The organism is Nocardioides sp. NPDC047086 (genome assembly GCF_040643685.1).
Taxonomy (GTDB): domain Bacteria; phylum Actinomycetota; class Actinomycetes; order Propionibacteriales; family Nocardioidaceae; genus Nocardioides.
This window is the reverse complement of the sequence record NZ_JBEYUV010000048.1, coordinates 21839-33856: the sequence shown is the minus strand read 5'-3', so window position 1 is coordinate 33856 and position 12018 is coordinate 21839. Positions and strand designations below refer to the sequence as shown.

General features: G+C 69.7%; 9 protein-coding genes. 5 read left to right on the top strand and 4 right to left on the bottom strand.

The features are described 5' to 3' along the window. Window positions 1-777: DUF222 domain-containing protein (locus tag ABZ796_RS24920; RefSeq protein WP_357340625.1), on the top strand; the 777-nt coding region annotated here is incomplete at its 5' end. A gap of 316 nt (window positions 778-1093) precedes the next feature. Here ABZ796_RS24920 and ABZ796_RS24915 read toward each other — a convergent pair. Genes ABZ796_RS24915 through asnB form a run of 4 tightly spaced genes read right to left on the bottom strand, consistent with a single transcriptional unit; the run spans window position 1094 to window position 5115 of the window. Further along, window positions 1094-1429: a metalloregulator ArsR/SmtB family transcription factor gene (locus ABZ796_RS24915; RefSeq protein WP_357340624.1), complete on the bottom strand. Its 336-nt coding sequence runs from the start codon at window positions 1427-1429 to the stop codon at window positions 1094-1096. Window positions 1430-1433: 4 nt separating this feature from the next. Continuing rightward, window positions 1434-2075, bottom strand: a complete 642-nt coding sequence (locus tag ABZ796_RS24910) for an SRPBCC family protein (RefSeq protein ID WP_357340623.1) — start codon at window positions 2073-2075, stop codon at window positions 1434-1436. 32 nt (window positions 2076-2107) lie between these two features. Beyond that, a complete protein-coding gene (gene nadE, locus ABZ796_RS24905; RefSeq protein ID WP_357340622.1) occupies window positions 2108-3106 on the bottom strand; it encodes an NAD(+) synthase in 999 nt (332 codons plus the stop codon). Next, window positions 3103-5115: an asparagine synthase (glutamine-hydrolyzing) gene (gene asnB / locus ABZ796_RS24900; protein WP_357340621.1), complete on the bottom strand. Its 2013-nt coding sequence runs from the start codon at window positions 5113-5115 to the stop codon at window positions 3103-3105. The genes nadE and asnB overlap by 4 nt, the downstream gene beginning before the upstream one ends. A gap of 216 nt (window positions 5116-5331) precedes the next feature. Here asnB and ABZ796_RS24895 point away from each other — a divergent pair, with 216 nt between their 5' ends. From ABZ796_RS24895 to ABZ796_RS24880, 4 genes are read left to right on the top strand one after another with little or no spacing between them, the layout of a single operon-like run. After that, window positions 5332-5598, top strand: coding sequence for an acyl carrier protein (locus ABZ796_RS24895; protein ID WP_357340620.1), 267 nt, complete (start codon window positions 5332-5334; stop codon window positions 5596-5598). Window positions 5599-5605: 7 nt separating this feature from the next. Next, window positions 5606-6268, top strand: coding sequence for a serine acetyltransferase (locus ABZ796_RS24890; protein WP_357340619.1), 663 nt, complete (start codon window positions 5606-5608; stop codon window positions 6266-6268). 44 nt (window positions 6269-6312) lie between these two features. Continuing rightward, a complete protein-coding gene (locus ABZ796_RS24885) occupies window positions 6313-7158 on the top strand; it encodes a glycosyltransferase family 2 protein (RefSeq protein WP_357340618.1) in 846 nt (281 codons plus the stop codon). 23 nt (window positions 7159-7181) lie between these two features. Next, a complete protein-coding gene (locus tag ABZ796_RS24880) occupies window positions 7182-11951 on the top strand; it encodes a DUF4082 domain-containing protein (RefSeq protein WP_357340617.1) in 4770 nt (1589 codons plus the stop codon). Window positions 11952-12018 lie beyond the last annotated feature (67 nt).

Below are 12018 nucleotides of genomic sequence, written 5' to 3'. Positions count from 1 at the left end.
CTCAAGATCGCCGGGAAACGGATCCTGGCCGAGGTCGACCCGGCCCGGTTCGAGGACGCCGAAGCCAAGGTCCTCCTGGCCGAGGAGGAACGGGCTCAGCAGAGGACCGCGGTGCGGGTGTGGGACAACCACGACGGCACCATCGGGTTCGACGGGGTCCTCCCGACCTCGATCGGGATGCGGTTCAAACGACTGGTCGAGGCCTACGCCCAACCCCGCAAACAACAGCTCGTCGCCAAAGGCAGCCCGTTGCCGCCGTGGGGGCGGTTGATGGGTCAGGGGTTCTCGCGGTTGTTGGAGACCATCGACCCCGCCGCCCTGCCCCGCCATGGGGGCGATGCGACCACTGTCAACGTGGTGATCAGCCTTGAGGAGCTCCGCAAGGACCTCGGGGTCGCGACCCTGGGTTATGACGAGACCAACGGGGCCACGATCACCGCGGCCGAGGCCCGGCGGATGGCGTGCAACGCCACCATCATCCCCTGGGTCCTGGGTGGTGAGGGTGAGGTCCTCGACGTCGGCCGGGGCAGTCGGTTCTTCCAGCCGATCCAGCGCAAGGCACTCCGGCTGCAGCAGAAGTGCTGCCAGGCCGAAGGGTGTGACATGCCCCCGGAATGGTGCGATGCCCACCATCTCGACCCTTGGGCGGCAGGGGGGAAGACGGATCTGAAGGACGGGGCGTTGTTGTGCCCCCACCATCACCGCCTGGCGCATGCACCCGGCTACATCCACGAGCGACTACCGGACGGCACCATCCGGTTCACCCGCCGCCCCTAACCCGGCGGAGTCATGACTCGTGCCGGGCGGGCATCGCCGTGCCAGGCCCGTCCACTTCCGCAGGTGGTTCTCCACCGGTGCGGAGACTCCCCCACCCATGCAGAGGGTTCCCCTGCTCCGGAACAGGGGGGAATCTCTCTCTGCGGCGGGAAGTGTTCGGCGAGGTGGGGTTCCGGCTGTGAGCGCACAGCAGAGACCATCAGTGCTCCTCTGACGCCAGTCACGGCTTCTCGACCCGCTATGAATCAACGATGCGGCGAACACCGACACGAAACCACGGTCACCTCGCGTGCTTTCCCGGAGCCCAAGAGCGGCTTCAGTCTGCCGAAGAACCCTTCCGGCGCCCCCGTCGGATCTCGGTGTCGAGAGCGTCGAGGTGCTGGGTCCAGAAGCGGCGGAAGGGGGTGAGCCAGGCGTCGACCTCGGCCATGGGGCCGGTGTCTAGGGAGTAGATGCGGCGGGTGCCGTCGGGGCGTACGTTGGCGAAGCCGTGCTCGCGCAGGACCTTGAGCTGCATCGAGACCGCGGGTTGGCGGATGCCGAACTCGGCGGAGATGGTCTCGACGATCTCGCCGGAGGTGAGGTCGTCGTCGGCCAGGAGCTCGAGGATGCGGCGGCGTACCGGATCGCCTAGGACGTCGAAGGCGTGCAAGCGACTAGTCCGGCATCGCGGTGTAGGCGGCCACGCAGCGTTCGCCGGCGGCGCGGGCCTGGTCGGGGGAGGTGCCGAAGGCGATGTCGGCCTCGACCCACGCGGCGGCGGAGCCCTGGGTGTGCTCGATCATGGCGGGCAGGACGTCGGGGGACATCGGGTCGATCTTCTCGGCGTCGGGGGCGGAGAGGTGGAGGGCGAGGCCGAGCAGCATCTGCTCCCAGCCGATGCCGACGGCGCTCGGGCCGAACTCCTTCCACTGCTCGGGCGGGACGGGGGCGGAGTGCTCGAGGCGGAGCAGCGTACGGCCGCCGGCGGCGGTCAGGGTCGCGTCGACCCAGGACCTCATGTCGCCGTAGTCCCAGGTGATCGAGAGCAGCTTCGGGCGGTCGCAGGCGAGGATCTCACCGCCGGCGTTGCCGTCGAGCTGGTAGCGGCCGCCGACCTCGAAGTCGCCGGTGACCGGCATCAGCCAGCGCGGGATGCGCTCCTTGGTGGTCAGCGCGTCCCAGACCTCGTCCGGGTCGGCGTCGTAGCTGCGTTCGACGACGAGCACGCGCAGCTCCTCGCCGCCGCGGGTCGTGGTGGTCAGGGCGCGGTTCACGGCGCCGAGGTGGTCGGCAGGGATGAAGGGTGGTGTGCTCATGCCTCCGACATTATATCAAGAATCGTTGATATTCAACGGATGTCGTCGACGAGCTCGGGGGCGGCGTGGAGGTAGGCGGTGGTGCGCCGCTTCTGCTCGATGTCGCGGTAGACGCGCTCGACCTGCTCGACGGTGAGCCCGGTGGCCTCGGCGACCTCGGCGGTCGGGACGTCGTGGTTGAGCCCGTAGAGGCACAGGTCCATCCGCTGGTAGGGCAGCGAGAAGTAGAACTCCTCCTGCGACTGCTCCAGGGAGTAGGTGTCGGTGGTGGAGGGGCGGGCCTGGATCTCCTCCGGTACGCCGAGATGGGCGGCCAGCGCGTAGACCTGCGACTTGTAGAGGTGCGCGATCGGCTTCAGGTCGGCGGCACCGTCGCCGAGCTTCACGAAGAAGCCCTGGTCGTACTCCAGCCGGTTCGGGGTGCCGGCGACGGCGTAGTTGAGCCGGTCGGCGTGGAAGTACTCCAGCGCCTTGCGGGCGCGCTGCTTGAAGTTCGTCGCGGCGACGATCTCCAGGTAGGCCTCGGTCGTCAGGCGGTGGGTGCTCTGCACACCCGCGGGGTCCTCGACGACGACGGAGAAGAGCCGGTACGCGTCGGAGTCGACCACGTTGGGCAGCACGATCTTCGACTTCCATCCCGGTCCGTATGCAGGCACGACCCGCCGGATCGCGTCGTCACGCCGCTGGTAGGCGCCGAGGCCGACCAGCACCGGGGAGATGTCCTCGAGCACCGAGTCGATCCCCAGGGTGTCGGTCAGCATCGTGCTGAACCCGATCGTGTCCTCCGACGACTCCTGCTCGGGCATGTGCAGAGCGAGGACCCGCTCCGGGCCGAGCGCCTTGACCGCCAGTGCGGCCACCACGCTGGAGTCGATCCCGCCGGAGACCCCGAGCACGATGCCCTTGCGTCTGTTGGCCACCAGGTAGCGGCGGATCGCCTCGCCGATCCGGGTCGCCTCCGCCTCCTCGTCCAAGCGGAGTGTCGCCAACCCGAAGGCTGCGTTCTGGCTGGTCGGGGCTGTTGTGTTCATGGCTGGGCTGGGTTCCTTCCGATGGGCTCGAGAGTGCGGTCGAAGACAGTCAGCGGCTCGGGTGGCGCGGCCGGCCCCGCGACCGGGCCGGCGAGGAGCTCGCTGTGCAGCAGCTGGGCGGACAGGACGGCGACCAGGCGCATGTTGTCGGTGTTGCCGAGACGACGTCCGTCGGTGCGCCGTGCCTTCTCCAGCAGCCGCTGGACGAGCTCCGGACGGAACATCCCGGCGGCCTCCAGGGCCGGAACCGAGGTGACGTCGAAGACCCAGTCCGGGGTGCCACCGGCGAAGAAGGCGGCAGCGTCCGGAGCCCGGTAGGGCTGCTTCGGGCGACGTAGGATCTCCTCGGGCACCAGGTCGGCGAAGGCGACCTTGAGGATGTGCTTCTCGTCCATGCCGTGGATCTTGTGGTCGGCGGGAACCCGGGAGGCCAGCTCGGCGACGTTCGGGTCGAGGAACGGGAACCGGCCCTCGATCGAGTTGCCCATCAGCATCCGGTCGCCCTGGGAGGCCAGGATGTAGCCGGGCAGCAGGGTCGTCATCTCCAGCCACTGCGCCCTCGACAGCGGGTCCCAGCCGGCCTGCTCGGCCGGCATCGCGGCGACGACCTCGTCGGCCGGACTCCGGTCGCAGGCCTCGCGGACCTCGGCGGTGAGCATCGAGCGCAGCACGGCCGTCGCGTCCCAGCGCGGCCGGTGGGAGATCGCCGGGTCGCCGGCGACGATGTTGCGGCCGAAGAAGCTCTTGGCGAAGGCGGGCGCCTGGTGCGGAGAACGCTTCATCCACGGGTAGAGCTGCTCCACGGCCGCCTCGGCCGCAGCCGGGTCGCGGGTCCACAGCTCCCGGATCCTCCCCTCGCGGAAGATGTCGTACCCGCCGAGCACCTCGTCGCTGCCCTCACCGGTGACCACCACCTTGAACCCGGACTCGCGCACCAGGCGGGAGAGCAGGAACATCGGCGCCGGGCCGGTACGCAGCAGCGGGCTCTCGGCGTGGCGTACGACGTCGGGGAAGACCTCGGCGATGTCGCGCTCGCGGACCACGACGTCCTCGTGCACCGTGCCCAGCCGCTTCGCCATCAGGGTCTGGTAGCTGCCCTCGTCGAACTCGTCGTCGGCGAAGCGCAGCGAGAACGTGTGCAGCGGTACATCGGTGCTGTCCTCGATCCTGAGGGCGGCGATCGCAACCGCGGTGACCGCGGAGTCGATCCCCCCGGAGAGGTACGCCGCCACCGGCACGTCGCTGCGCTCGAACCGCAGCCGGGTGGCGGCCACCAGTCGTTCCCGCAGGGCCTCGGCGTTGGCGGCCAGATCGGTGCGCGGCTCACTGCCCTGGGCAGCGAAGGTCGGCGCCCAGGAGCGGGTGCAGCCGGTCTCGATGCCGTCCCGAAAGGTCAGATAGCTGCCCGGTGGGACCTGCTCGATCCCGCGGAAGACCGTCTGCGGGGCGACCGTGGACCACAGCGTCAGCACCTGGTCGATCCCGGCCGGGTCGAGCTCGCGCGGCACGTCCGGGTCGGCGAACAGCGCCTTGACCTCCGAGGCGAACAGCAGCTTCCCACCGGCCCGCGTGTAGAAGAGGGGGCGTACGCCGAACCGGTCCCGGGCGAGCACCAGCTCATTGCTCCGCCGGTCCCAGATCGCCAGCGCCCACTGACCGTTGAACCGGTCGAAGCAGCCCGGACCCCACTCCTCCCAGGCGTGCACGATCACCTCGGTGTCGCTACGCGTGCGGAAGCGGTGCCCGCGTGCGCGCAGGTCCGCGGCGAGCTCGACGTGGTTGAAGATCTCGCCGTTGAAGGTCACCCAGACCCGCTCGTCCTCGCCGCACATCGGCTGCACGCCGCCGATCGTGTCCACGATCGCCAGCCGGGTGTGACCCAGCGCGACCCGCTCGTCGCGGTAGTAGCCGCTGCCGTCGGGCCCGCGGTGGGTCAGGACGGCCAGCATCCGGCGTACGAGACCGGGGTCGGGCGCCTCGGCGGAGTGGACCCCGCAGATTCCGCACATGGCTCTCCTCGGTAGATGTCTGCGCGTCTGGTCGCCAAGGCTTGTCGGCGCCGGCGGGAGAGCGGCTCGCTACCAGGGCGTTTATCACCCAATGTCGGCATGTTTCGCGCGGGTGAACGTGCTCCGCCGACGCGGTCAGAACAGTGGGCGTGTGCAAGAACACGGCCGACCCATGTGGGGCCGGCACCACACAGGTGACCAGGGAGAGTGCAGAAGATGGCAGACCTACAGCGAACGATCGAGGCGTTCATCCTCGAGAGCCTCCTGCTGGGCGACGAGGAGCGGCTGCCCGCGCCGACGGACTCGCTGGTGGAGTCCGGAGTGATCGACTCGACCGGGATCCTGGAGCTGATCGAGTTCCTCGAGGAGGAGTTCCAGATCACTGTCACCGAGGCCGAGACGGTGCCGTCGAACCTCGACGGCGTCGCCAACCTGGTGGACTACGTGGCCCGGAAGACGGCGGCGGACCGCCTTGCTGGGTAGGCCGGCCTTGCTGGTCAGACCGGGTCCTGCCGGCCGGGGAGGCGGTGACTTCGCCGTCGACCTGGCCAAGATGTACACCATCAACCTCGGCCGGCCGCGCCCCTCGCTGCCTGCCAGGATCCGGTTCTGGCTGACCGACTACGAGCTCCACTGCGTCGCCTGCTACCGCTTCGGGCGCTGGGCGGCCCGGCTCCGCGAGAGCCGCCCGTTGCTCGGGGTGGCAGCCCTGGGCATCTTCTGGTTCTGGAACCGGCACAACATGCGGATCCACCACGCCGACATAGGCCGGCGCGCCGAGATCGGTCCCGGGCTGCTGGTCATGCACCGCTCCGGGATCATCATCGGACCGGCGCTGATCGGCAGCAACTGCGTGCTCCACCACAACGTCACCATCGGCCAGCGGATCGCCGCGGGAGACCACGGCGTCCCCACCATCGGCGACGACGCCTGGATCGGCCCCGGTGCGGTCATCTCGGGTGCGATCACGGTCGGCGACGGCTGCACCATCTCGGCAGGCACCGTGCTGTCCAAGGACGTGCCGCCACGCAGCCTGGTCGGCGGCAACCCCGGCCGGGTCATCGCCCGGGACTACGACAACGGCAACATGATCAACTTCGTCGTTCCCGGCAAGGCCGCGGAAGCGCCGTCACCGATATTGGGTGATGAGTGACCTCACCGGGTTCCAGCCCGTCGCGGCGCGGCGATGCTCCGGTCATGGAACGGTCCCCGGCGGTGGCGAGCGTGGTCGTTCCCGCGCACAACGAGTCGGTCGGACTGCGCGGGAACCTGACTGCGCTGCTCGAGGGTGTCCCGGCGGGCACCTTCGAGGTCGTGGTGGTCTGCAACGGCTGCACCGACGACACCGCCACGGCGGCACGGTCGGTCCCGGGCGTACGCGTGCTGGAGACTCCTTCGGCCTCGAAGGCCCTCGCGGTCGAGCTGGGCAACGCGGCGACCACCGTCTTTCCGCGGCTGCATCTGGATGCCGACGTACGTCTTCCCGGACCCGACGCGCTCCGCCTGGTCGGTGCGGTGGCGGAGCCCGAGGTGCATGCCGCCGGGCCGGCACGTGAGGTCCCCACGGGTGCCTCGTCGTGGCCGGTGCGGGCCTACTACCGGGTGTGGCAGAGCCTGCCGAGCGTACGCGACGGCCTGTTCGGTCGCGGTGCGTTCTGCCTCTCCGCCGAGGGCCAGGCCCGGGTGGACGCCCAGGCGCGGCTCATGAACGACGACCTGGTGGTCTCCGAGGCGTTCGCGCCGCGGGAACGCCGGATCGTCCCGGACGCCGTGGTGGTGGTGCAGCCGCCACGGTCGGTCGCCGACCTGGTCCGTCGCCGCACCCGGGTGGCGACCGGGAACTCCCAGGCGGACAGCCACGCGGTCCGCCACGCATCGACATCACTCTCGGATCTCATCAAGCTCGGGCTGCGTCAGCCGGCGGTCGGTCTTCGGGTCCCGGTCTTCCTGACGATCACCGTCATCGCGCGTTGGCTCTCCCGCAGAGCGGTGCGCGCCGGCGACTACACGACCTGGCTGCGCGACGAGAGCTCGCGAGCCTGACCTCCAGAAGGGGCACGTCCTTCATGATGCATCCCAGATCCGGGAGCCGCAGGTTCCTGGCACCGCTGCTCGGAGCCGTCCTCGTCCTCACCGGCCTGACCGGCCTCACCGCCACGCCCACGGCGTACGCCGCGGGTGACCCGTGTGGCACGGGCGGCAACAAGATCGCCTGCGAGAACTCCAAGCCGGGCTCGCCGCCGAGCGAGTGGGACATCGACGGGGCGGGGGATGACTCGATCCAGGGGTTCGCCACCGACATCAGTGTCAACGTCGGCAGCCCGATCGACTTCAAGGTCGACACCGACGCCTCGGCGTACACGATCACGATCTACCGCACCGGTTGGTACGGAGGCGACGGAGCCCGGCGGATCGCGTCGGTCACGCCGTCGGCGAACCTGCCGCAGAACCAGCCCAACTGCACGCGTGAGGCTGCGACCGAGATGACCGACTGCGGCAACTGGGCGGTCTCGGCGACCTGGCAGGTGCCGTCGACCGCGGTCTCCGGTGTCTATGTCGCGCTGCTCCACCGCTCCGACAGGAACGAGGCCAGCCACATCACCTTCATCGTCCGTGACGACTCCAGCCACTCCGACGTGGTCTTCCAGACCTCGGACACCACCTGGCAGGCGTACAACCTCTACGGCGGGTCGAGCTTCTACCAGGGTGGCGCGAACGGGCGGGCGTACAAGCTCAGCTACAACCGCCCCTTCGTGACCCGGCACAGCCCGGCGCGGGACTTCTACTTCGCCAACGAGTTCCCGCTGGTGAGGTTCCTGGAACGGAACGGGTACGACGTCAGCTACATCGCCGGGGTCGACACCGACCGCCGTGGCGGGCTGCTCACCAACCACAAGACCTTCCTCTCGGTCGGCCACGACGAGTACTGGAGCGGCGCCCAGCGGGCCAACGTGGAGGCCGCCCGCGACGCCGGGGTGAACCTGCAGTTCCTCAGCGGGAACGAGGTCTACTGGCGTACCCGCTACGAGTCCTCGCAGCTGGGTGAGACCGGGAAGCGGGCCTACCGCACGCTGGTGACCTACAAGGAGGCCTGGGGCGCCTCGGACCCGGCCGACGAGTCCACCTCGACCTGGCGGGACCCGCGCTACGCGCCGAAGAGCCAGGGCGGCGGGCTGCCGGAGAACGCCCTGACCGGCACCATCTTCATGTCCAACAACACCGACCTGCCGCTGACCGTCACCCGGGAGCAGGGCAAGCAGCGGCTCTGGCGCGGCACCGGCCTGAACCAGATGAGCGGCGCCACCACGGCGCTGGCTCCGCACACGGTGGGCTACGAGTCCGACGAGGCTCAGGACAACGGGTTCCGCCCACCCGGCCTGATCCGGGCCTCGGAGACGACCGGGTTCATCCAGGGCCAGTACATGCACGACTTCGGCAGCAGCGTCGGGGACGGGACGACCACCCACTCGATCACGCTCTACCGCGCTCCTAGCGGCGCGCTGGTCTTCGGTGCCGGCACCGTGCAGTGGACCTGGGGCCTGGACGCGACCCACGACAGTCCCTACAACAATGACGCGACCAGTCAGGCGATGCAGCAGGCGCAGGTCAACCTGCTTGCCGACATGGGCGCCCAACCGACGACGCTCATGGCAGGCCTGCAGGCGGTCACGGCCTCGACCGACACCACGGGTCCGTCGGTCTCGATCAGCACACCCGCGGCAGGATCGACCCAGGCCAACGGCGCCAAGGTGACCCTGACCGGCACCGCCACCGACGTCGGCGGAGTCGTCGCGGGCGTGGAGTACTCCACCGACGGCGGCAGCAGCTGGCACCCGGGCAAGGGCACCTCGGCCTGGACGGTCGAGTACATCCAGCCCGGCGTCGGCAACACCTCGGTCAGGGTCCGAGCGGTCGACGACAGCGCCAACATCGGCACGGCGGCGACGCGCACGTTCAACGTCTCCTGCGGGTGCAGCATCTTCGGCGAGACCCCGATCCCGACCACCTGGACAGCCGTGACCGGCCCGGCGACGCCGTCGGCCGACGACCCCAGCGCCGCCGAGCTCGGCCTGCGCTTCACCCCGCTCACCGACGGGTACGCCGCGGGCGTGCGCTTCTACAAGGGCTCCGGGAACACCGGCACCCACACCGGCTCGCTCTGGAGCACCAGCGGCGAGCGACTGGCCCAGGTCACCTTCACCGGGGAGACCTCGGGCGGCTGGCAGCAGGCCCTGTTCACCAGTCCGGTGGCGCTGAGTGCGGGCACGACGTACATCGTCTCCTACACCGCCCCCAACGGGCGCTACGCGGTGCAGCCATGGGCCTTCGCCGCCCGGGGCATGGAGGCCTACCCGCTCGACATCGCCGGTGGCTACGGCGCCGCGCCCGCGGGCGTCTACGCCAACCCCGGCACGTTCCCGGCCAACTCCCACCAGAACTCCAACTACTACGTCGACGTGGTCTTCACGACCACCGACGACTCACCGCTGTCCGCGATCAGTCCGTGGCCGCTGGCCGACTCGTCATCGGTTCCGCGCTCGACCACCATCAGCGCGCGCTTCTCCAAGCCGGTGGTCGCCTCCTCGGTCCAGGTCACGCTCAAGGACGCCCTGGGAGCATCGGTGCCGGGGTCGACCAGCTACGACGCCAGCACCAGGACCGTCACCTTCACGCCTTCGAGCCAGCTGGCCGGATTCGTGAAGCACACCGTCACCCTCGCGGCCACCGATAGTCAGGGAACCGCGCTCTCCGGCGGCAAGACCTGGTCGTTCACGACCGCGAAACCGCCGGCGACACCAGGAGTGTGCCCGTGCTCGATCTACAACGACGAGGACGTGCCGACGATCCTGGAGGACTCCGAGCGTGCCTCGCTCACGCTGGGCGTACGCTTCCGCCCGACCGTCACCGGAACCGTCACCGGCGTCCGGTTCTACAAGGCCGTGAACAACACCGGGCCGCACACCGGCACGCTGTGGTCGAGCAGCGGTCAGGCGCTGGCGCAGGGCACCTTCACCGGTGAGAGCACCACCGGCTGGCAGACCCTCACGTTCGCGCAGCCGGTCGCGGTTCAGGCAGGCGTGGAGTACACCGCCTCATACCACACCAATGGGTCCTACTCGGCGACGCCGAACGCGTTCGCCGCCTCGGACCTCTCCAAGGGGCCGATCACGGTCAGCTCGACCGCCGGCGCCTATACCTATGGCGAAGGATTCCCGGGCAACTCCTCGGCCTCCAGCTACATGGTGGACCTGGTCTTCCAGAAGGGTGCGCCGACGCTGACCGTGACGGCACAGAGCCCGGCTCCGGGTGCGGTCTCGGTGCCGCGCGGCACCAACATCACCGTCGGTTTCTCGAGCGCGATCACCTCCGGCTACCAGATGAACCTCTCGGGCCCGGGCGGGCCGATCGCGGGGACGTCGTCGCTGAACCAGGCCGGCAACGAGATCACCTTCGATCCCACCGATCTGCTCCCGTCCGATGCGGACGTCTCGGTCAGCCTGACCGGGGTGACCTCTGTCGACGGGGCCACGCTGGCTCCACAGAACTGGACGTTCCGCACCCGGGCCCAGTCGGCGACCAGCCAGTCGCTCTTCGGTGCCCAGGTGCCGCAGCAGCTGGCTGTGAGCGATGCCTCCCCGGTGGAGGTGGGCACCGCCTTCACCTCCGCACGTGACGGCCAGGTGACCGCGATCCGGTTCTACAAGGGGACGGGCAACAACGGAACCCATGTCGGGTCACTGTGGTCCGACTCCGGCACCCGGCTGGCCTCGGTCACCTTCGTCGGCGAGACCGCCTCGGGCTGGCAGGAGGCGACGCTCTCCCAGCCGGTCCCGGTGACGGCGGGGGCGACGTACGTCGTCTCCTATCTCGCTCCGCAGGGCCACTACTCGGCCACCGGCGGGTTCTTCAACACCGCCTGGACCTCGGGCGACCTGACCGCGCCGGCGACCAACAACGGCCGATATCTCTACGGAGCCGCAGGTGGGTTCCCCACCTTCAGTTGGGGCGCGACGAACTACTTCGTCGACGTCGTCTTCGAACGGGCAGCAGCGACGATGAGCGTCACCGGGCGTGATCCGACCTCGGGCGCAACGGGCGTGGACACCGGGGTCGATCCCGCGATCACGTTCTCGGCGCCGGTGGCGAACGGCTGGAGCATGTCGGCCACCGCCAACGGATCCTCGGTGGCTGGCTCGGCGGCGCTGAGCAGCGACGGCCGTACGCTGCAGTTCACGCCGTCGGCCGCGCTGCCGGCCGGGGCGACGGTGTCGGTGAGCGTCTCGGGCGTGGTCTCGACCGACGGGGTGAGCCTGCCGACGCAGACGTGGTCGTTCACGACCGCCGCGGCCGTCCCGACAGAGGTCTCGCTGTTCACCGGGGTGACACCGCAGAACGCGTCGACGGTGGACCTGATGCCGATCGAGGTCGGCACCGCCTTCTCGACGTCCGTGGCCGGCTCGGTGACGGCGATCCGGTTCTACAAGGGCACCGGCAACACCGGCACCCACACCGGCTCGCTGTGGAACTCGGCCGGCACCCGGATCGCGACGGTGACCTTCACCGGTGAGACCGCGACCGGCTGGCAGCAGGCCACGTTGCCCACCCCGGTCGCGCTCACCCCGGGGGCGACGTACGTCGTCTCCTACTACGCACCCAACGGGCGCTACGCCTCCACGCCCGCCGCCCTCACGCAGTCCCGGACGGTCGGCCCACTGACGGCTCCGGGCGGGGCCAACGGCCGGTATCGATACGGGAGCGGAGGGGGTCTCCCGAACCGATCCTGGAACTCCACGAACTACTTCGTGGACGTGCGGTTCCGCCCGGCGTCACCGTAGTCCGGACGGGCAGTCCCTAATTGCGGGGATAGGTGGGGCGAGGCTCTTCGGAGCCTCGCCCCTCGCC

Bases quoted from the DNA above. Each gene is read 5' to 3' on its own strand.
- ABZ796_RS24910 (WP_357340623.1), bottom strand. From the start codon at position 2,075: ATGAGCACACCACCCTTCATCCCTGCCGACCACCTCGGCGCCGTGAAC.
- nadE (WP_357340622.1), bottom strand. From the start codon at position 3,106: ATGAACACAACAGCCCCGACCAGCCAGAACGCAGCCTTCGGGTTGGCG.
- asnB (WP_357340621.1), bottom strand. From the start codon at position 5,115: ATGTGCGGAATCTGCGGGGTCCACTCCGCCGAGGCGCCCGACCCCGGT.
- ABZ796_RS24895 (WP_357340620.1), top strand. From the start codon at position 5,332: ATGGCAGACCTACAGCGAACGATCGAGGCGTTCATCCTCGAGAGCCTC.
- ABZ796_RS24885 (WP_357340618.1), top strand. From the start codon at position 6,313: ATGGAACGGTCCCCGGCGGTGGCGAGCGTGGTCGTTCCCGCGCACAAC.
- ABZ796_RS24880 (WP_357340617.1), top strand. From the start codon at position 7,182: ATGATGCATCCCAGATCCGGGAGCCGCAGGTTCCTGGCACCGCTGCTC.